Source organism: Salinibacter sp., assembly GCF_042218895.1.
Taxonomy (GTDB): domain Bacteria; phylum Bacteroidota; class Rhodothermia; order Rhodothermales; family Salinibacteraceae; genus Salinibacter.
Map to the genome: position 1 here is coordinate 78,143 of NZ_JBDGQQ010000010.1, position 19,283 is coordinate 97,425.

14 protein-coding genes and 1 tRNA gene are annotated in these 19,283 nt (G+C 60.3%); 8 read left to right on the forward strand and 7 right to left on the reverse strand.

Annotated elements, in window-relative coordinates:
• Window positions 1-71 precede the first annotated feature (71 nt).
• The 3 genes from ABEL04_RS01100 to ABEL04_RS01110 all read left to right on the forward strand — a co-directional run bounded on the left by ABEL04_RS01100 (window position 72) and on the right by ABEL04_RS01110 (window position 3,058).
• The gene (locus tag ABEL04_RS01100) at window positions 72-911 is read left to right on the forward strand and encodes a bifunctional hydroxymethylpyrimidine kinase/phosphomethylpyrimidine kinase (RefSeq protein ID WP_375800525.1); all 840 of its coding nucleotides are present in this window, start codon (window positions 72-74) and stop codon (window positions 909-911) included.
• A 49-nt stretch (window positions 912-960) separates the two neighbouring features.
• On the forward strand, window positions 961-1,995 hold the full coding sequence (locus ABEL04_RS01105) for a LacI family DNA-binding transcriptional regulator (RefSeq protein ID WP_375800526.1): 1,035 nt from the start codon (window positions 961-963) through the stop codon (window positions 1,993-1,995).
• 88 nt (window positions 1,996-2,083) lie between these two features.
• Window positions 2,084-3,058 (forward strand): phosphoribosylaminoimidazolesuccinocarboxamide synthase, encoded by a 975-nt coding sequence (locus ABEL04_RS01110; RefSeq protein ID WP_375800527.1) that lies wholly within the window; start codon window positions 2,084-2,086, stop codon window positions 3,056-3,058.
• Here ABEL04_RS01110 and ABEL04_RS01115 read toward each other — a convergent pair.
• The 3 genes from ABEL04_RS01115 to ABEL04_RS01125 all read right to left on the reverse strand — a co-directional run bounded on the left by ABEL04_RS01115 (window position 3,034) and on the right by ABEL04_RS01125 (window position 6,034).
• The gene (locus ABEL04_RS01115) at window positions 3,034-3,903 is read right to left on the reverse strand and encodes a nitrilase-related carbon-nitrogen hydrolase (protein WP_375800528.1); all 870 of its coding nucleotides are present in this window, start codon (window positions 3,901-3,903) and stop codon (window positions 3,034-3,036) included. The two genes, ABEL04_RS01110 and ABEL04_RS01115, sit on opposite strands and share 25 nt — an antisense overlap.
• A 342-nt stretch (window positions 3,904-4,245) precedes the next feature.
• Entirely contained in the window at window positions 4,246-4,740 is a 495-nt protein-coding gene (locus tag ABEL04_RS01120) for a redoxin domain-containing protein (protein WP_375800529.1), read from the reverse strand.
• A 40-nt stretch (window positions 4,741-4,780) separates the two neighbouring features.
• Complete coding sequence (locus ABEL04_RS01125; protein ID WP_375800530.1) at window positions 4,781-6,034, reverse strand: ABC transporter permease; 1,254 nt, start codon at window positions 6,032-6,034, stop codon at window positions 4,781-4,783.
• Between the two features lie 386 nt (window positions 6,035-6,420).
• Here ABEL04_RS01125 and pruA point away from each other — a divergent pair, with 386 nt between their 5' ends.
• Window positions 6,421-8,109 (forward strand): L-glutamate gamma-semialdehyde dehydrogenase, encoded by a 1,689-nt coding sequence (gene pruA, locus ABEL04_RS01130; RefSeq protein ID WP_375800531.1) that lies wholly within the window; start codon window positions 6,421-6,423, stop codon window positions 8,107-8,109.
• A gap of 737 nt (window positions 8,110-8,846) precedes the next feature.
• On the forward strand, window positions 8,847-9,776 hold the full coding sequence (locus ABEL04_RS01135; protein WP_375800532.1) for a GntR family transcriptional regulator: 930 nt from the start codon (window positions 8,847-8,849) through the stop codon (window positions 9,774-9,776).
• A gap of 17 nt (window positions 9,777-9,793) precedes the next feature.
• On the opposite strand, the gene ABEL04_RS01140 is transcribed toward ABEL04_RS01135, so the two are convergent.
• Both ABEL04_RS01140 and ABEL04_RS01145 read right to left on the reverse strand, forming a co-directional pair.
• Window positions 9,794-12,427 carry an HD family phosphohydrolase gene (locus ABEL04_RS01140; RefSeq protein WP_375800533.1) on the reverse strand — a complete coding sequence of 878 codons (2,634 nt, stop codon included), beginning with the start codon at window positions 12,425-12,427 and terminating at the stop codon, window positions 9,794-9,796.
• A 703-nt stretch (window positions 12,428-13,130) separates the two neighbouring features.
• Window positions 13,131-13,204: transfer RNA gene (locus tag ABEL04_RS01145), tRNA-Pro, on the reverse strand.
• A 550-nt stretch (window positions 13,205-13,754) separates the two neighbouring features.
• Here ABEL04_RS01145 and ABEL04_RS01150 point away from each other — a divergent pair.
• The 3 genes from ABEL04_RS01150 to ABEL04_RS01160 all read left to right on the forward strand — a co-directional run bounded on the left by ABEL04_RS01150 (window position 13,755) and on the right by ABEL04_RS01160 (window position 16,164).
• A complete protein-coding gene (locus ABEL04_RS01150; protein ID WP_375800534.1) occupies window positions 13,755-14,366 on the forward strand; it encodes a sigma-70 family RNA polymerase sigma factor in 612 nt (203 codons plus the stop codon).
• 111 nt (window positions 14,367-14,477) lie between these two features.
• Window positions 14,478-14,873: an ArsI/CadI family heavy metal resistance metalloenzyme gene (locus ABEL04_RS01155; protein ID WP_375800535.1), complete on the forward strand. Its 396-nt coding sequence runs from the start codon at window positions 14,478-14,480 to the stop codon at window positions 14,871-14,873.
• Between the two features lie 469 nt (window positions 14,874-15,342).
• Window positions 15,343-16,164, forward strand: coding sequence for a hypothetical protein (locus tag ABEL04_RS01160; protein WP_375800536.1), 822 nt, complete (start codon window positions 15,343-15,345; stop codon window positions 16,162-16,164).
• A 105-nt stretch (window positions 16,165-16,269) separates the two neighbouring features.
• Here the strand turns inward: ABEL04_RS01160 and ABEL04_RS01165 are convergent, their stop codons facing one another.
• Together ABEL04_RS01165 and ABEL04_RS01170 are read right to left on the reverse strand one after the other, a co-directional pair.
• Entirely contained in the window at window positions 16,270-17,826 is a 1,557-nt protein-coding gene (locus ABEL04_RS01165; RefSeq protein ID WP_375800537.1) for a T9SS type A sorting domain-containing protein, read from the reverse strand.
• Window positions 17,827-18,516: 690 nt separating this feature from the next.
• Window positions 18,517-18,999: a hypothetical protein gene (locus ABEL04_RS01170; RefSeq protein WP_375800538.1), complete on the reverse strand. Its 483-nt coding sequence runs from the start codon at window positions 18,997-18,999 to the stop codon at window positions 18,517-18,519.
• Between the last annotated feature and the right edge of the window lie 284 nt (window positions 19,000-19,283).

A 19,283-nucleotide genomic window follows, 5' to 3' on the forward strand; every position in this document is an offset into this window, starting at 1 on the left:
TCGTTCCCAGGTGTAAGGCCATTGCTTGAGTCTCAGGTGCAGGCTTTTACTCCGAACCAATTTATTGTCAGATGAGGTTCAGCCCGATCGTCATCGGAGCGCTGTACCCCGGCATCACACGGGAATTGAGTGCGGACATTCTCACGTGTCAGGCACTTTCCGCGAAGCCATATGCGATCTGTACGTCCCACGTCGTTGCGGGTCGAGGCGTGGTTACCGATGTGTTGAACGTCCCTGCGGACACGGTGTCGGCACAACTCGAGCATGTGTTCGAGACAGAAAGGCCAACCGCCGCGAAGGTCGGAATCGTCGGGAGTACTCCGACGATCGAACAGATATTCGACCATCTCGCATCGCTGGAAGGGCCTGTAATCTACAATCTCACACTGAGTGGGCCAAGCGGGGAAGATGTTCTCGGTCAACAGGGACTCGAAGCGATCACCAACCACTTGAACGTACCGGACCTTGTGACCACCCGTCTCACCGATGCCTCACTCGTGGCCGGGATGGAAATTCCGAGCCTAGATGACGCCCAGGTCGCCGCGCAACGAATCGCCCAGCAAGGTGCGTCTCGGGTTCTCATTCGGTGTGGACGGTTGCCCACTCACTTTTTCGATACAGAATCCGAGCCTCCTGATTTTGCTGCGGACTTGTACTTCGACGGAGAAGATTTTGCGGTGTTCGAAGCTCCCTTCCTTTCCAATCTCGACAGTCTCCACGGAGCCTCAAGCGGACTTCTCCTTCCTCTGTTGCGCCACTTACAAAGCGGCTCAGATCTCGAACCGGCATTGCAGAAGTCAAAAGGCCGGGTCGCAAACGCGCTCCATGCAGCCCAGCAGGAACGTCCTGAGGAGCAGCACTCCACATTTTTTGATGCACTTCGGGAAGAGCCGACCGTTTCGGAAGCCTGAAGGTACCACCTGACCTCGATAACCGCGAAACCGCTGTTGTCCAACCACCATGTCAGAAGAGCACGAGCAATCGGAGAAGGCCACCATATACGATGTCGCTGAACGTGCCAACGTGGCGATCTCGACGGTCTCCCGCGTCCTCAACGACTCCCAGGACGTGGCTGAGCCCACCCAGGAGAGGGTGATGAGTGCAATCCGCGAGCTTCAGTTCCGGCCCAACCGGACCGCCAAGAACCTGGCCCAGCGTTCGACTCGCACGATCGCGGTGGCTGTCCCCACCTTCACGACTCCCTTCCACAACGAACTCCTGAAGGGGGTCCGCGATCGGCTCGACGAGGAGGACATCGATCTTTTGCTCTGCGACCTCGACTGGGAGGCCCCAGTGGTCACCCTCCGCAACTTTCTAGAGCGTGGAACGATGGATGGCCTCTTGCTGGTAGGGAACCCCTCCCAGGATGAGCTTGGCGAGGAACTTCGAGGATTAGGCTCCCCCGTCGTAGTGGTCGGCGGCCTCGTCGACGGGCTCGACTCGTTTTACTGGGACGACCGCCCCGGAGCAAAGCTCGCGGTCGGGCATCTCCTGGAGCAGGGCCACACCCGCATCGGGATGATCACAACTCCCCACGATAACCGGCTCCGCAATGCACGAGTGACGGGCTACCGGAGCGCCCTGGAGGAGGCGGGACTGGAGTTCAACCCCGATCTGATTACCGACGGTGAGACGAGAAAGCACGATGGCTTCAGTGAGGAGTCGGGGTACGAAGCGATGCAGGAGCTTTTGGCCCTCGACGAGCCTGTGACGGCGGCCTTCGCCAGCAGTGATGTACAGGCCATCGGCGCCTGGCAGGCCATCCGCGAAGAAGGCCTGGAAGTCCCCGATGACTATGCGCTCGTAGGGTACGATGACATCAAGGTAAGTCGCTTCATCGGGCTAACGAGCATTGCACAGAACATGCACGACGTCGGAGAAGACGCTACCGACCTCCTGATGCAGCGGCTGAACCAAACAGGCCCCGATGAAACCCTCTCCCGACTCGTAGAACTTCAATTAAAGGTTCGAAAGTCGAGCCTCCAGTCCCAGTGAGGACCCACCTCGGGGATTCGTTTACGTCCCCTCAGGACTTGCTCTCCTTCCTGACACCGTCAGGACGTTCTCAGAACCCCTCCGTGTTATGAACTCTCTTCGTATTGAAGAACAGCTCGGACATACGCTCCGCGCCACCAACCTCGATAACCTTGGAACACGGTATCAGGGCAAGGTTCGGGACACGTACCGGCAGGACGACCGGCTCATTCTGGTGACCACGGATCGGATCTCTGCGTTCGATCACGTGCTCCCGCAGACCATTCCGTTTAAGGGACAGGTCCTCAATCAGACGGCCGCCCACTTTTTCGAAGCGACGGAGGATCTGGTCCCCAACCACGTCCTGTCCGTGCCGGATCCGAATGTGACCGTTGCCAGGGCCTGCCGTCCAATACCCATCGAGTTCGTCGTGCGGGGCTACCTCGCGGGACACGCTTGGCGTGCATACAGAGACGGCGCCCGTACTCTCTGCGGCCAGCCCCTTCCCGATGGGCTTCGCGAGAGCGAGAAGCTTCCGGAGCCCATCCTGACACCCACTACGAAAGCCGAGGAAGGGCACGACCAAGACGTCACCCGAGAGGAAGCCATCGCTCAGGCTCACATTGACGAGGAAACCTTCGATCAACTCGCCGAATGGGCCCTGAAGCTTTTTCGGCGTGGAAGCAACATGGCCGCCGAGCAGGGCCTGATCCTGGTCGACACAAAGTACGAGTTTGGTCGAACGCCCAACGGCGAGCTCGTCCTCATCGACGAGGTTCATACCCCAGACTCCTCTCGGTACTACTACAAGAACGGGTACGAAGAGCGACTCGAACGGGGCGAGCCACAACGCCAGCTCTCAAAGGAGTTCGTCCGGGAGTGGTTGATGGACCATGGCTTCCAAGGGGAGCCCGACCAAGAAATCCCTGACCTCCCGGATGCATTCCGGCTGAAGGTGACGGAACGCTACGCAGAGCTGTATGAGCGAGTCACCGGAGAGTCCTTCGAACCCGTCCCGCACCCAGATCCGGAGCAGCGCATCCAGGAGGCCCTGGAGGACTACGAAGTCGTTGCCGATCGCTGAGCAGTGTTTTTGGCGGCGGAGCCGCCCGTCATTCGGGATCGGTACGTGTCTGGCCGACGATCCTCAAGAACGTCGTTGTGGGTGTTGATCCGGCGATCCCGTGCCTCTTGGGGATCGATGGCCACAAGCCCTACCTCGTGACCTGTTCGTTCGGCTTGCTCCCGAATCGTCCCGCTCGGGTCACAGATTTCGCTCGTCCCGATGAAGGTGAGGGCTTCACCCTCTTTGTGCTCTTCTCCGTAGCGATTGGCTGTGATGGTAAACACATGATTCTCCCGCGCGCGGACAGGCATCGACTCCGGACAGTGCGGCAAAACGAGATTTGAAGGATGTGCAATCACGTCCGCCCCCTTCAAGGCCAGCGTTCGGGCGGCCTCCGGGAAATACCAGTCGAAGCATACCATGATTCCGAGCCGGTAGGACGTCCCGTCGGAGGTCTCGAGATCAAAGACCGGAAAACCCAGATCTCCCGGTTCGAAGAGGGTCTTTTCTTCGTAGAAGAGGTGAACTTTTCGGTACGTATCAATCGTCCCATCAGGCCGCACGAGAACGGCACTGTTGTAAAAACGCTCCCCGGCTCGCTCCGCGAGCCCCGCTACGATCGTCGCGTCGAGAGAGGTGGCCCACGATTTCAGGGCCCTTGTGGACGGCCCCCCAGGGATCGGCTCCGCCGCCTGCGCGAGGTGCTCCACGGATTGAAAGAAGTAGCCCGACGTGAAGAGCTCGGGGAATACGATGAGATCCGCATCCAGCGACGAAATCTGGGACTCGGCGGCCTGAAGGTTCGACTCCACCGCCAAGTAGGACGGATTGGTTTGGACGTAGGCAGCGTGTAGCACAGGCACTCAGCCAAAGATGAGACAGAAGAATCCTGGCCCCGGTCCCAATCACGAAGGCCCTCCAGCCAACCACAGGTAGCACGGGTCCAGGATCCACCTTCACACCAACACCTTGAGCAGAAGTGTCAGTTGAAGTACTTGGAGTGTAACTCGATCGGAGGGAGAATATCAAAAAGGAAGCCGCACGCCTTTCCTGCCAGGCGGTCCTCAATCTCTTCCCGGTGCCCTGAAAGATTTGTTTGGGGTTTATTATTGCAATAACAGAAACTTGCGCGGGGGTTCCTAAGCTGCTGGACCACGGATGACCCGGGATTAGCTTCACCCTTGGCGTGCGGGAAATCTCGACGCTCACTTCCGAATTTGCTGGAGCACTTCCTTAACAGCCCCAAAGTCAGGCTGCTTTCCGGCATTCTCTAGGACTTCAGCGTATTGCACCCTTCGATCCTGGTCCACGACGAAAGCCGCCCGCTTGGCAACGCGATCCAGGTTCATCGGGGTGAAGTTTCCATCGTATTTGGCCCCGTACTGCGCGCAGACCGACGCGTCGTGGTCGCTGAGAAGGGGAAATTCAAGTTGATTCACCGATCGAAACTCGGCCAGAACGAAGGGCGAGTCTGTCGAGATCCCCACGACGTGAGCGTTATCGAAAGCGTCGAGATCATCATTGACCGTGTTGAGCTCTGTGGTACACACACTGGTAAATGCACCCGGAAAGAAGAGGAGAACGGCAGGACGATCCAAGTGCTCCGAGAGGTGCCAGGGCTCAGTGTCGTGAGTGAAGAGTTCAAAGTCTGGCGCCGGGTTCCCCTTAGCAGGCGGAGTGTGAGATTCAAGGTCGGTCATCGTGCCGGTGGCTGATTGATGAAGAGCATTCGCCCCGTGCTTACTCAAATCGAATTGCACGGACCGGTTCGATCCGTGCTGCGATACGCGCAGGAATGTAAGCGGCCCCTCCACATAGGATGAGCGTGGCCGTTACAACCAATAAAAAGTCCAGGGGATTCAGCTCGATGGGGGCAGTGCGCATGTAGTAGGCCTCGGCAGGAAGAGGAATCACATTGAATCGCTGCTGAGCGAGGGCAAGCACCAGCGCGGAGGTGGTGCCAAGGGCGGTGCCCACCCCACCGATGAGAAGCCCGAGAAACAAGAACAGTCGCTTCAGAGACGGTCCCGACGCCCCTAGGCTCTGTAACACCCCAATTTCACGAGTCTTCTCGAGAATCATCATGAGAAGCGTCCCGATGATATTGAAGGCCGCCACGACAACAATGACTCCAATCACGAGAGGAATGATGCTCTGCTGGAGGTCCACCCAGGCAAATAACCCAGCGAACCGCTGATAGACCGTTTGCGCAGCGAGGGGGAACCCGAACCGGTTCTCGATGCGAGCCGCAATCGGCTTGATGCTTGAGGGATCGCTCACAGTCACGTTAAACCGGCTGACAGAGCGCTCGGGCATGCCGCTCAGCCACCGGGTCGTGGGCAGGCTCGAAAAGACATAGACCTTGTCAATCTTCTTGAGCGAGGTGTCGTAGATGCCCCGCACTCGAAATTGCTTGACGCGGGGACGTCTTATTCCTGAGAGCCCCCCTTCTACTTCCCCATTCTGGAGCGCGAACGCAGTGACGAGCTGTCCAACCTCCAGTGCCATCCGGTTGGCCAACTCACGCCCCACGACAATCCCAGGATGGTCCCTCTGAGAATCGCGGACGGCGAACTTCCCCTCCTCGATCCGGCGCTTTAGGTACGTAGGTGCCCGATTCATCCCGAGCAGAACGACTCCGTCGATGGCCCTCTCAGAGCGGCGCAGCAGAACTGGCTGCTCAATGACGGAAGAGACGCGGGCGATTCCTTCCATGCGAGAGAGTTTTGACCGGAGGGCGGGAGCATCCCTGAGGATATCCGTCTTCGTGTAGCTGGAGACCTGAATGTGGGCGCCAAAGCCCACAATTTTCTGCTCGATCTTCTGGCTAAATCCACGGACGATTGCCAGCGCCAGTAGGAGCGCGGCCACGCCGAGCGTGATGCCTCCAATTGCCACATATGTGATAAACCGCAGGAAGCTGCGTCCTTCTGAGCGCCCCTCCGCGCCCCACAGATACCGCAGTGCCATGAAATACTCAAACTGAGAGGACACAAGTGAGCGGAATGTTGATGGACCAGGGACGTGAAAGGCGAGAATGCGGCTGATTTTCAGCGTTCAAACCGGCGGGTGCCGGAAAGGATCAAAGCCCGTTTGACGGAAAGTTTGGGGTCCCAGCACGAGCCAGATTTTGCGTCCGCCCGAGAGTTCCCTGCAAGATCCTCTTCGTAGCGCTGGGAAAGTTCCCCTACAGAACCCGCTTGGGGCTCGTTCAGCACACCGCCCCCAGTGTCCCAACTCCGCATCCGGCCCCCAGGAAGATCTCCCGAGCCCGACAGGAACCAACGGTCTCGAACAAGCCTCGACCTGACTTCGTAATTTGCAAACCACGCGTAATGTATATCGTCGCCGCAGACTGGTGGTAAAAACAACGCCCATTTATGAATAACGCCTATCCGCAAACCCCGCCTCCCGAGAACGAACCTGTACTCTCCTACGAGCCCGGCTCCGAGGAGCGCCGCTCCGTGCAGCGTCGGCTCCAAGAGTTCAGAGAGCAGACGATTGAGATTCCAGCCTTCATCGGAGGGGAGCCGGTATATCCCGGTTCTACCTCGGATGTCGTGCCGCCTCATGACCACCAGCATCTCCTGGGACGCGTCCATCAGAGCGGAGCCGATGAGGTTGAGCAGGCCATCGAGGCGGCCCTGGAGGCCAAGGCCGAGTGGGCCGCCATGGACTTTTCTGATCGGGCCGCTATTTTCCTGCGAGCGGCCGATCTGCTGGCAGGGCCTTACCGGGACACCATCAACGCAGCCTCGATGCTCGGTCAGGGCAAGAGTATTCACCAGGCCGAGATTGATGCAGCGTGTGAGCTTATTGATTTCCTCCGGTTCAACGTACACTACGCGGAGCAAATCTACCGCGACCAGCCCAACGATTCGCGGAATGTGTGGAATCAGATGCAGTACCGTCCCCTCGAAGGGTTTGTGCTGGCCGTTACTCCCTTCAACTTCGCCTCTATTCAGGCGAATCTGCCGACGGCCCCTGCCTTGATGGGCAACACGGTGCTTTGGAAGCCCGCCTCACGGTCCATCTATCCCGCCTTCTTCACCTACAAGATCCTCGAGGAAGCGGGCCTTCCTCCAGGCGTGATCAACATGCTCCCGGCCGACGACGGAGCGGCCGTCGGCGACCCGGCACTGGCGTCCGAGCACTTCGCAGGCTTGCACTTCACCGGCTCCAAGGCAACCTTCGACCACCTCTGGTCTACCATCGGGGAGAATTTAGACACGTATCGCACCTATCCTACAATCGTCGGCGAAACTGGAGGGAAGGACTTCATCGTGGCCCATCCGTCGGCGGACGTTCAGCAGACCGCAGCGGCCGTCGTGCGAGGGTCGTTTGAGTACCAGGGGCAGAAATGCTCGGCTGCCTCACGCCTCTATGTCCCGGGGTCTGTGTGGCCGGACCTTCGCGAGGAGATCACGGCCCAGCTCGACGATGTCAGCGTGGGCCCCCCCGAAGACTTCACCAACTTTATCAACGCCGTCATCGACGCGCGGGCCTTCGACAAAATCGTGGGGTACATCGAGCACGCCCGCGAGGACGAGGACGCTGAGATCATCTATGGTGGAGACTACGACGACTCGACAGGCTATTACATCGAACCCACGATCATTCGCGCCCACGAGCCGAAACAGAAGTCCATGCAGGAGGAAATCTTTGGGCCGGTGACCACTATATACGTGTATCCGGACGAAGAATTCGCCTCCACCTTGAGCCTAGTGGACGAGACGTCTCCCTACGGCCTCACCGGGGCGATCTTTGCTCGGGACCGCTCCGCCATCAAGCTGGCGAAAGACGTGCTCGAACAGGCCGCGGGCAACTTCTACATCAACGACAAGCCGACCGGGGCCGTCGTGGGCCAGCAACCGTTCGGTGGGGCTCGGCAATCAGGCACCAACGACAAGGCCGGGTCGGTGTACAATCTCATGCGCTGGATTTCTCCCCGGGCGATCAAGGAGAACTTCGATCCTCCCTCCCACTATGGCTATGCCTGGAACCAGCCGGACGCCGCGGAGGAGCGCGAAGAGCCCCGAACCGAGGCTGGCGATGGGGCCGTCGCCTGAGCGTCTGTCTCGCCTCCGTCGGGCGGCCGCGCCGCGGGGTTCGATCAGCCCCCAATGCTCTTTCCTGAACAGAGCCCTGTTCGGGTAGGCGAGCGGACATGCACGGTCCCCCCGCCACTCTCCGACCACCATCCAGAGGGGCTCCGTTTCCGCGTCTTCCGCTCCCTTCGCGTCTCTACTCCTTAGCGTGGCGTCGGTCTTCCAGAGCACACACCATCCCGGAGATACTCCGTGGGGAATTGTCTACACGCGGTTCCTGGCGCGTCCCCTCGGTGCGTGTACGGTGCCTCTTATGATCGGAGCCACGACTTCTGCTCTGCTGAACCAGCCCGTCTGGGCCTACCTTGTGTGGGGCTTACCAGCGGCCATCGCGTTGGCGACGGTTTGGGCCCACTTTTCCATGTCTCGAACAATTGCCGAGGTTGCCTTTCGGCCGGGACAGGCTGCACTTCGGAGTGTGTACGATGTCCTGCGGGACCGTCCCCTGTCGTGGGAGCCCGTCTACAAGGTCCGAGCAACCTCTTGGGGGACAGAGATTTCCGTAGGTCGAACCACGTACGAGTTCCAGTCGAAGCACTGGCCCGCCTACGACGCATTGCGCGAGAGCGCTCGGCAATCGTTTCGCCCAGACGCCTCATCTCCATCTCGTGCCTGAATCCTCTGAGACTCACAATAGGCTGCTGGTCTGCGAGCAGCGATAGGGGTATCCTTTTGCAATAACAGAACCAATAGCCCGAATGTCCCGGCTTCAGATTGACCACGACGCAAATATTTCAGTTCGGGATCAGCTCGTGAACCAGCTCCGCTACCTGATCGCAAGTGGCCATTTCAACGTCAACGACACCCTCCCGTCGACCCGCTCCCTCGGCGACCAGCTCGGTATCTCCTTCCACACGGTACGGAAGGCCTATCAGGAGCTGGAGGAAGAGGGCCTTCTTCGGTCTCAAGTAGGCAGCGGATACACTGTCGAGGAGCGCACCCCCCTTGCGAAAAGCGAACGCATGGAACGGGGCGCCAAGGTGGTAAACGATGCCCTCCAGCAACTGATCGGTCTGGGCCTGAACGACGCCGAGATCGAGTCGCTCTTTCAGGAACAAGCCACCCTGCTCGACCACGCCGGTCTGGAGCGAAAGCTGATTACTGTCGGCCCACACGCGGAGGTGAACCGGATGTGTGCCGACCAACTCAGCACAGCCCTCCAAAAAACGGTTCTGCCGGTGGCCCTCACGCAAACTGACCGCCACAAAGATGCTGATTACGTGTTCACCCCCTACCCGTACCTCTCGCAGGTGATGGAGGCAATTCCCCGAGGCGACACCATGGGATTCAGCACCCATCTTCCGTCGAAGGTGCTCGGCGCGGTGGCTCGCCTGCAGGAGCACGAGACTCTTGGGCTGGTGACACGCTACCGCGATACCGTTCCGCCTCTGTCCGAGGACCTTCGGTCGCACACAGCCTTCGATGGGCAGGTGATTGCCGCGTCCATCGATCAGGGAACCGAGCATCTCCAGGGCTTTGTCGACGAGACCGACCTGCTTCTTGCGACCCCGGAGAGTCATCGGCGGCTGCGCCCGTTTCTCGACGCGTCAATCCACGACTTCGAGGAGCTTAGGGTGGTGGTGAGCCAAGACTCAGTGGACTCGATCGCCGAAGCAATCCCGGCGTAACGATCCAGTTGCTCTACTCAGTCGGAACCCGACGCCCGACCCACGTCCCCGTCTCCCGAGACATCCAGCCGAGGCGGCTTCTCCTCACGGGGCGCATCCTCGTTCTCCCGGGCCTCCAGGTCTCCTTCGTGCAACTGGTCCACCGACGAATGCGGAGAGGCCTCAGCAAGCTTGTGACGGGGCTCCCTCGAAGCACTCGGACTGGGGACCGCCTCCAGCACTTCCTCATGGGGCCACCCGTCTTTGATGTATGCAATGGACACGTTGGCGAAGGGGTCTTCGGCCCGGAGCGAAACTAGGCGGTAGTCCTTCTCCTCCGCGTCGTCCTCCTGGTCGGGATACTTGACCCGGACGTGGTAGATGCCGAGAAGCATTTTCAGGAACGTGTCCTTGATGCGACTCAAGTCCCGGAACGTCAGGTCTGTATTGTCGAGTTGACCGTCGTCGATCTGCTCACGGAAGATCAGGTTAATCAGATTTTCCAGGTGATGGGGAGTAGGGTCGTCGAGACTCCGGCTCGCCGCCTCGACGGAGTCGGCAAGCATCAAAATCCCAGACTCCCTTGAGTCGGGCTTCGGGCCCGGGTAGCGAAATTCAGACTCTGGGACGGACGCCTCCCCATCGTCCGAAAGGCCCACGGCCTCTTGGTAGAAGTACTCAATTCGGGCGGTCCCGTGGTGCATAGGAATAAACTTGAGAACCCGCTCCGGCAAGTTGTGCTCTTTCCCCATTTTCAGCCCCTCCTTGACATGGCTCGCAATAATCAGGGCACTCATGCGCGGCTTCAGGCGGTCGTGCGGGTTGGAATCGGCCCGCTGGTTCTCGACGAAGTACTCCGGCTTCAGCATCTTGCCGATGTCGTGGTAGAGTGCCCCAACCCGCGTCAGCAGAGCGTGGGCTCCCACGCGGTCGGCAGCGGCCTCCGCCAGGTTGGCCACCTGTAGGGTATGGTTGAAGGTGCCCGGCGCCCGAAGACTCAGTTCCTTGAGAAGCGGACGATTGGTATCGGAGAGCTCCAGCAGGGTGAGATCTGTCGTGATGTCAAAGCCCTTCTCGAGCGCCCATAGGAAAAAGGAGGCCGTGATCGTGATTGCGGATCCGATGCCTGCAAACGCCAGGTCCCGAGCGAACCGACGGAGGGGAACGTCGAGATAAAACCAGGTGGCCCCGAGCGCGAGGAGGTAACCAAGGAAGACAAGCCCTCCACTTACGATGAACTGGCCGCGATTTTTGATGTCACGAACACTGAAGATGCCGAACGATCCTGCGAAGAACGTCGCCAAGGTATACTCAAGATCGAGCCCTAACATCTGTCCCCCCGTGAATGCAAGAATCAGGGTCGCAAAGAGGCCAACCTGCGAATCGAACAGAATTGTGAGCAACACAGACGCCAGGGCAACGGGAACGACGTACAGCGGCCAGGACACCCGCACCCCCAGCCCTAAGAGCACGACGATAAACCCAAGAACAAGCGCCACGAGGCTCATGTCCCGGTCACTCCACCAGATCGCAGGTCGGAGGAAGTACAGATACAGGAACAAGAATGCGAGTCCGAGAGCAGTGTAAAGCGCCTCTCCCGTGACCCGCCACCGAAAGATCTTGGGGCCAGATTTTTTGTCCACTTCCTTCTCAAGCGAAGACAGTTTGCGCTTGACCTCCTCGGTGACCTGCTGGCCCTGCTGAACGATTGGCTCTCCCTTTTCTACCCCTCCCTGGATGGCGGTTATGCTCTGGGCCCGGCGATCCCGCTTCTGCATCGTCTCGGCTCGCATGTACTGCAGAGAGGGCTCGAAGATTGCCCGGAACATCGAGTACGAAATCTGAGAGTACGTTGGCCTCCCCTTAAAAATCTCGCTAATTTGGTCATCAGCCCAATCGTACGCCTCATTCAAGCCATACTGATTGTCCTTGTTGGCAACGCGCTGCGTCTGCTCCTCCTTGTTCCGGATAATGATCTTTTGGGTCAGGATTGAGTCCCGGGGTCGATTCAGGACTCCGGCACTCAGGAGCTGCGCGCCCACCTGGAAGGCTGTCTCAAGCATACGTTGGGCGGGCGTCTTCTCGGCCTCTTGGCCCTCCGATCGAGACGAGGAGGACAGTCCCTGCACCTTCTCGTAGTGTTGCTTTGCCAGACGGTCCCACAGACGAGTGCTCAGGGTCAGTTGTGAGTTTCGACGGAGTGTGGTGTACCGGGCGGAGTCGCGACGAGCCTGTTCGGGGTTCCCCTGCTGCTGATGATAGCGATAGTCCGAGTAGGCTCCCAGAATGCGTTTGAGTTGCTGACGGAGCGTATCACGATTCGCCGCCATCTGCTGGCGAGCCGTCGGCACTTTCTGGAAGAGAGGGATCGTGTTTTTGCGAGCGCTGTCGCGCTTGGCTTTGACTCGCTGTCGATCCAGATAGATGGGAAAATTGAACGGGGCAGTGAGCGTGGGCTGGTTCCAGGTTTCCCCTACGCTCACGGTGTATTCGTAGAGGCCGCCCCGCGGAAAGGCCCCTACGGTCAGGACCAAAAGACCTAGAAAGAGCCCGCCCCGGACGAGCCATCGCCGCCAAACGTCCGACTCCTCATCCGAACGATCGTTCTCTGGGGTGTGCCGTGCTGGTCCCGGCGTGCGGGGGCTCCAGCCCAGTTGTTCGAGCAATCCCATGGCTTGTGCTGCGGTCGATGATACCGTGTCAGACGTCTGGCCTCCCGATCACGGCAAATGGGCGGAATGGTTTGTTAGACGGCAACAAGGGGATGGAGGATCCTCTCGCCCAGCTGTGGATCTTCCTCGGTGCGCGCTCCCTGTGCGCGTGAGGGCGCCGGACGTCCTGGATGCAGACGGTTCCCGTGTCTCCTTGCCGAGCCCCCTACAGTTCAGGGTCGAGGTTTGCCCCGATAACGCGGACTGGAGATCGGGGAGTAGACCCCAGTTCTTTCCAGGGTTACACCAGTCGGTTACGCTTTCAGCGATTAGACCTCTATGGCGTTTCACGACACGAAACGCTCCACCAAGCGCTTGAATTGGGCGGGACTCTTGGTGTTCACGCGGCAGTAGTCCGTCTCGCCGGACACAGGCTATCAATTTTGAGTTCCGCCACCATCGCCACGGATGGCCCGATGTCTGTCGATCCTGGGGGCTCTCGGATCTCTCAGGTCTTCCCGATTGAGCCGGCATGCATGCGTGTACCCGAAGCCAGAATACAGATCCTCAATCGAAGGAGCCGGCTTCAGAGCTGCCCTGACAGATGGAAAAAGGCAAGCACGATTCGACGACGTGCTTGAAAGTTCTTCTCCAGTGGGCAGGACTAAAATAGAAAGGCCGTTCCCCTTCGACGAGAAGGAGAACGGCCTCTGTCCCGGCACGGTCGGGACGGCGGGATTTGAACCCGCGACCTCATGTACCCCATACATGTGCGCTACCGAACTGCGCCACGTCCCGGATTTTAATTTATCATGGGCTTTAATGAGAGCAAACTGGGCAAGTTCTGATCGACGGTGCAGTTGTTCGTACGAGATTCTGTGAGTTCTCAGCGAAGCCTCACCGGGACGCAGGGACCGACATCGATAGGTGCCGACTGGAAGACAAGGTAGAGGGGCGCGCCGCTCGCCCGCACGGACCGAGTCCTTCGCCCCCCTCAAACAGACTCATTTCGGGCCGTGTGGATGTAAGACAAGCAAACGGGTCTGGGACGGGATTGAAATCACCGACGGCTTGAGTTTCATAGTCCTCGCCTCGGCGAGGGTCCCACCATTCCAATGGTGATCAAAAGCCCAGATCGAGTCCTCTTTCCACGGGAAACTGCCTGTGCATCACGCCTGTCGCAAGGATCCCCTGAAGGCAGTGCGGCAAATCGAGGACACGGTCCGCAGACCGCTGAATAGGCACACGTGTGATCACCGCGATCCGTGATGCAGAGTCTTCCAGGGTGCCATCCCTCCCCCGAACTGCTCCCCCTCGCGATCTCTTACAGGTTTCCCCGACTTGAACGATGAACTCCTCCTTCTCCCATTCCGATTCTTCAAACGGTGAGGAGCCCCCGTGGCGCCCGTTTGTCGACGGTCTCCGCCGGTTTGTCAAGAGCCGTGTGCCGGACGCTAACACCGAGGACGTGCTTCAGGACACGCTGGTGCGCCTGCATGAGGCCACCGACTCGCTCCGTGACGCCGACCGCGCCGAGGCGTGGGTCTTCTCCATCGCCCGGCGCGCCATCGCCGACTTCTACCGGGACCGGGAGCGCGGCCCCGACGAGGAGCCGGTGGGCCGGGCGCCCGCAGGCGCGACCGATGAGCCGCCTTCGACGGAGAATCTGGCAGCCTACGACGGCGAGCACGACGTGCATGAGGAGGTGCTCTCCTGGCTGCGGCCGATGGCGGAGACGCTGCCCGAGATGTACAGCCATCCGCTCATCATGGCCGACTTCGAGGGGCACACCCAGCAGGAGGTCGCCGACGACATCGGCCTGTCGCTGTCCGGTGCCAAGTCGCGGGTGCAGCGGGCCCGCGTGAAGCTCCGCGAGCAGCTTCAGGCGTGCTGCGAGGTGGAATTTGGTCCCGAGGGCCGCGCGGTGGCCTTCCGGCGGCGCGAGGAGGACGATTTGTGAAGAATGGGGGAAGCGGTGCGTCTTTTTCGGGAGGAGCCCGACTCCCCATGTGCACAGGGAGGCGATTTGTCTTGTGCTCGACGCTCTCGTTCATTCAACCGCTTGACTGCCATGAAACGCATGCACGTGATGCTGCGCGTGAAGGACCTCGACGAGGCCACGCGCTTCTACTCGTCCCTTTTCGACGCCGCCCCCACCACCCAGAAGCCCGACTACGCGAAATGGATGCTCGACGACCCCCGCGTCAACTTCTCCATCGCGGAGAAGGACGACGAGTTTGGGATCGAGCACCTCGGCATTCAGGCCGAGACGCCCGACGAGCTGGAGGAATTGCGCGGGCGGATCGACCGGGCCGGGGGCACGGTCAGCAATGAGGGTGAGACGACCTGCTGCTACGCGAACTCCGACAAGACGTGGGTCGTGGACCAGCAGGGCGTCTCCTGGGAGGCGTTCTACACGAGCGGCGCGGCGGAGGCCTACGACGGTGAGGAGAGCGCCGTAGCCTAAGGATGTACGGAGATGCCTTTTCGGCCCTCCGCGAAGGACCGCACGGACGATTCGTGCGGTCCTTTGTCGTTAATGTCGCCCTCGGTACCCTCCACGACGCGGGCGATGAACGTCTGCCCCGGTTCGTCCTGGACGGGGCCCCAGCGGAGGCGAAGAGAAGCAGCGTAGCAGGTAGAACGGTGAAGCGGCGCGTGGAATCGGGCCCGTATGCCGGGACGAACGGAGCGAGTCGATGTCCCGGACCACCTCGACCGAAACTGGGCCTGAGCAAGTCCGAAGAGGCCTGGAGGAGCCTGCCTGGGATTTTGAGATTGCATTCTCACAGCGCTGTTGACACCGCACCATCAAGGATAGGCTCATTCCTGGGCCAAGCTCCCTCGTAACGATTCGGGGCCGAGGGACACCACGTCCTCACGCTCGTCTCGGGATTTCCATCGCCTTCGCTGTTCTCCGCTTGCCATCCCTCCCTGTGACTCGTACTCCCTTGCGAACCCTCCGGATGTTTGGGGTGCTCGGTGCGGTGCTTCTGGCTGGGCTGTGGGCGGGTCCGGTGACAGGACAGCCCGCGTACAGAAGCCAACCCGCCAGTGAGGGTGCGCTCCCACTCGCTGAAGCGCTCGCCCGGGTCGACAGCCTCCGATCCGTCGGGCATTTCCGGAGGGCTTTGAGTTCCCTGAAGGAGTTGAAGGCCGCGCATCCAAATCGCGTCGAAATTCTGTACCGCCAAGCCTTCATCCGATCGGAACTCGGGAAGACGGTCGCCGACCAAGATCGCACTCTTCGCCTGCACCGGAAGGCCGTGGCCGTGGCCGCGGCGGCGGTCGAGGCCGACCCTGAGAGCGCCTGGGCCCACCTGGCCGTCGCCGTTGCGCAGGGCCGCCTCACGCAGCACGTCTCCACCCGCGAGCGCGTCAAGCGGTCCCGCCTCGTCAAGCGGCACGTCGACCGGGCCATCGCGCTCGACTCCACCCTGGCCCCGGCCTACCACGTTCGGGCCCGGTGGAACCAGATAGCCGCGGACATCAGCCTCCTGGCGCGGGCCGTGGTGCAGGTCGTGTACGGCGGACTGCCCGAGGCCTCCTACGAGAAGGCCGTCGCCGACTCCAAGCGGGCCATCGAGATCCAGACGCGCACTTACCACCACTTAGCGCTCGGAAAGACGTACATGAAAATGGGACGGATCGACGCCGCCCGGATCCAGTGGCGAAAAACACTGGAGGTCCCGCCCGTCGACCCGTTCGCCGAGGAATTTAAAGCCGCGGCCCGCCGCCTCCTCAAAGAACATCAATGATCGCGGCCCCTCAGACCGATCGGCAATCGGTACGAAGGGCACAGGAGTCCTCAGTGGGGAAGCTCTGAGACCTACCCGCCGGGAACCGACTCACGGCCCTGCCGCTCACCGCACCACTGTAAGCCGTTGGGTTCGGGTTTGCCCATCGGCTCGGAGCCGCAGAAAATACGTTCCACTCGGCAGGCCACCCGCGTCAATCCGGACGGTCTGGCGCTCCCCAGCCTGCGGGGTGCCCTCGTACACCGTGGCGACCTGCTGGCCGAGGCTGGTGTAAAGTCGAATCCTCGTCTCGACTCGTTCTTTGACCGCGAAGGCGACCGTCGCCGTGCCGCGTGCAGGGTTCGGCGCCGGAGCCTTCAGGCTCACTGCTTCCTGCATCCGGATGTCCACGGCCACGGGACCCATGAAGGTGGAACTCCCATCCAGATCCACTTGCCGGAGGCGAAATTGATGGGTTCCAACCGGCAGATCCTTTGCCAGGAAGCTGTAGGACTGTGTTTCTGTTGTGGTGCCGCCGGAGGCCTTCGACTCGACGTAGCCGACTTCTGTCCACCCTTCGTTTTCTTTCTGCCGCGCCCCAGCACTTGCGTCTTTGACACGGCGCTGGACTTCGAAGCCTGCGTTGCCAGTTTCAGAGGCCGTCTGCCACGTAAGGCGGGCGCTGCCCTCGGTGGCCGTGCCGTTGAAGCTGGCGAGCTCCACCGGAAGCTGCTTCGACTGCGCGCTGAACTCGGACGTGTTGCCGTTCGCGTCGGTGGCGGTCGCGACGATGGAGTCGGTATCAGACACTGGCTTGGCGGGCGTAAACGTGATCGTCTTCGGGTCCGGCCCGGTCGTGGACGTGTTATAGTCGCTTGTGGTGTAGGTATCGCTGCCGAGGTAGACTTCCCCCTCCGCGTCCAGCGTGGACGTCTCGGCGCGGTAAAAGTCGATCATCAGGTCGTAAGCACTGGGGCCAGAACCAGTGGAGTTTGGGTCGCTGGGCACCTGGTATGTGACAATCACCTCGTTTGCTGACGCGTCGTAGTCGGCATTCTGGATCTCGGGAAAGTTCTGAAGCTCGTTGGTGCCGTCGTCCCCGTCTCCTCCATCGTTCGCAGTGGGCCCATCGTTGGCGAGGTCGATGCCGAGACCATCGTTCGCAAAAATCTGGTTTTGGCGTATGGTATTGGACGGGCGCTTGAACAGAGTGACGCCGTCTCCGCCATTGTAGGCAATCACATTTCCGGCTCCGGACGCTGTGCCTCCAACCAGGTTGCCGCCTACGCTTCCCAGATTGATGCCCTGCTTTCCGTTGCCCAGGTCTTTGCCACTAGGATTGGTGCCGATAAAGTTGCCCTGGATCGTGTTGTTGTTGCCGGGGGACACCCCCGCGAAGTTATTTCCCGAAATAATATTGCCGTCATCGGAGCCTGTCCCCCCGATTATGTGGTTGCTTCCCGAAATGGCCACTCCTATCTCGTTTCCGGCTGCGGTCGTGCCGTCGGCCCGAACCCCGATGTGGCAGGCGGTGATGACGAATCCACTGGAACTTCCACTGCCCCCCGTTATCCCAACCGTGTAGTTGATGATCGCCATTCCTCGCACAGTAATATCGAACGAGCCGGTCTCCATCCTGATGCCCCCAACATCACTGCCAACGTTCGTGCCATCGAGTTGCACAACCGGCTTTGGGTTCGCGCCGCTGCCGTAGTCCGGCTCGGTCGTCCCGTCGATCTTGACCGGAGAGGTGATCTCAAGAAAGGGACTGCCGGGCTGAATGACGTGCGGGCTCGACGGCGAGGCGGCCCCTGAGATGTCAAATTCAATGCGGTCGGGGCCGCCGCTGTTGAGGTGGCCTCTGCCTCCTGGATAGCGGCCCGGAGCGTGCAGTTGCCGGTGCCATCGTCGCAGGTGCCGTTCCCAGCGTTGGCGTCGCCGGCGTCCCCGGTCGCGTCGACCGTGAAGACGTTCTGGGCTTGCGCCGACGGCAGGGCGGGACCAACCGCAGCAGCGAGCAGAAGGGCAGCGGAGAAAAGGACGCTGGGGCGGATGAAGTCTGTCATGGCTGAAGCTGTTGGGGTTGCAGGAAGAGCGGAGCGGGGCCCAGGAAGAGGGCCCGCTAAAATGGAGTCGCTGTCCGTGGGGTAACCATGCTCTACGACTTCCCTGACGCCGCTTAGATCACGACTGTCCACTTTTTCGGGGGGGCTCCAGCCCCGGCTTGGGCTTGAGGCTGGGAAATACAACGGTCAGGATTATCCAACAGAGCACTTGAAGAGAAAAAGCACCCGCCCCGGCGCGGGTTGACAGCTCCACCGAGACGGGCGCGGTGCCACAAAATGGTGTCTTCTGTACTGAGCAATCCAAGGCTCATCCCTCCGGGATTATGCGCACCTTCGTACTGTCCGATGCCGTACGTCCAGTATTTTCGGTGACGGTTACTTTGATCTTGAAGGTCCCAGGGTAAAACCCAAGATCACTCCAGAGATGGCCTTTGCTCAAGTCGTTTCCCTTGTAGGTCACGGTTTTGTAGTTCCCTCCGGCGCTTGTGGGGGCGGTAACCTTCCACTTGTACGTTTTAATCACGTCCCCGCCGGACGTGGAGGCATCTGCCTTCAGGAAGAGAAAGCTTCTTTGCAGGGCGGAGCCATCAGAGTGTGGCTGGGGTCGGGTAATGTCGACCTTAGGCGGATTCGGGTCGCCGAATCCCACCAGGGTGGTCCCGTCGCAGCCTCCAATCGTCACCGCGAGAAGCAGTAAGGCCGGAAGGAACGCCTTGGAGAACACAAACTGGCTGGCAAAGGAGGAGAACGCTCGGGTCGATCCGCTGTGGTTGGACATTTGAGCAAGCATGGCGCTTTGTTGGTTTTGGGCTAGAGTGGAACGGAAATCTCGTGGGCAGACCAGGTCTTGGAGACGCCTTTCTCTCCAGGTTCCCTTCACCTTTTACCACGGGAGATCCGGACCGACTTTATCACGGCTAGGCCGCCTCCCCGATTTCTGCACTTTTTCTTAACAATGAGAACGGGGTTTTCGGCGGGGGAGCGGACGCGCGGCTTGTACGGCCCTTGACGCCCCCTATTGCAGGTTCAACGGATCATTTTGGGATTGAGCCAATGAGGAGTTCCCTCCTGCTC

Bases quoted from the DNA above. Each gene is read 5' to 3' on its own strand.
- ABEL04_RS01100 (WP_375800525.1), top strand. From the start codon at position 72: ATGAGGTTCAGCCCGATCGTCATCGGAGCGCTGTACCCCGGCATCACA.
- ABEL04_RS01105 (WP_375800526.1), top strand. From the start codon at position 961: ATGTCAGAAGAGCACGAGCAATCGGAGAAGGCCACCATATACGATGTC.
- ABEL04_RS01110 (WP_375800527.1), top strand. From the start codon at position 2,084: ATGAACTCTCTTCGTATTGAAGAACAGCTCGGACATACGCTCCGCGCC.
- ABEL04_RS01120 (WP_375800529.1), bottom strand. From the start codon at position 4,740: ATGACCGACCTTGAATCTCACACTCCGCCTGCTAAGGGGAACCCGGCG.
- pruA (WP_375800531.1), top strand. From the start codon at position 6,421: ATGAATAACGCCTATCCGCAAACCCCGCCTCCCGAGAACGAACCTGTA.
- ABEL04_RS01135 (WP_375800532.1), top strand. From the start codon at position 8,847: ATGTCCCGGCTTCAGATTGACCACGACGCAAATATTTCAGTTCGGGAT.
- ABEL04_RS01140 (WP_375800533.1), bottom strand. From the start codon at position 12,427: ATGGGATTGCTCGAACAACTGGGCTGGAGCCCCCGCACGCCGGGACCA.
- ABEL04_RS01150 (WP_375800534.1), top strand. From the start codon at position 13,755: ATGAACTCCTCCTTCTCCCATTCCGATTCTTCAAACGGTGAGGAGCCC.
- ABEL04_RS01155 (WP_375800535.1), top strand. From the start codon at position 14,478: ATGAAACGCATGCACGTGATGCTGCGCGTGAAGGACCTCGACGAGGCC.
- ABEL04_RS01170 (WP_375800538.1), bottom strand. From the start codon at position 18,999: ATGCTTGCTCAAATGTCCAACCACAGCGGATCGACCCGAGCGTTCTCC.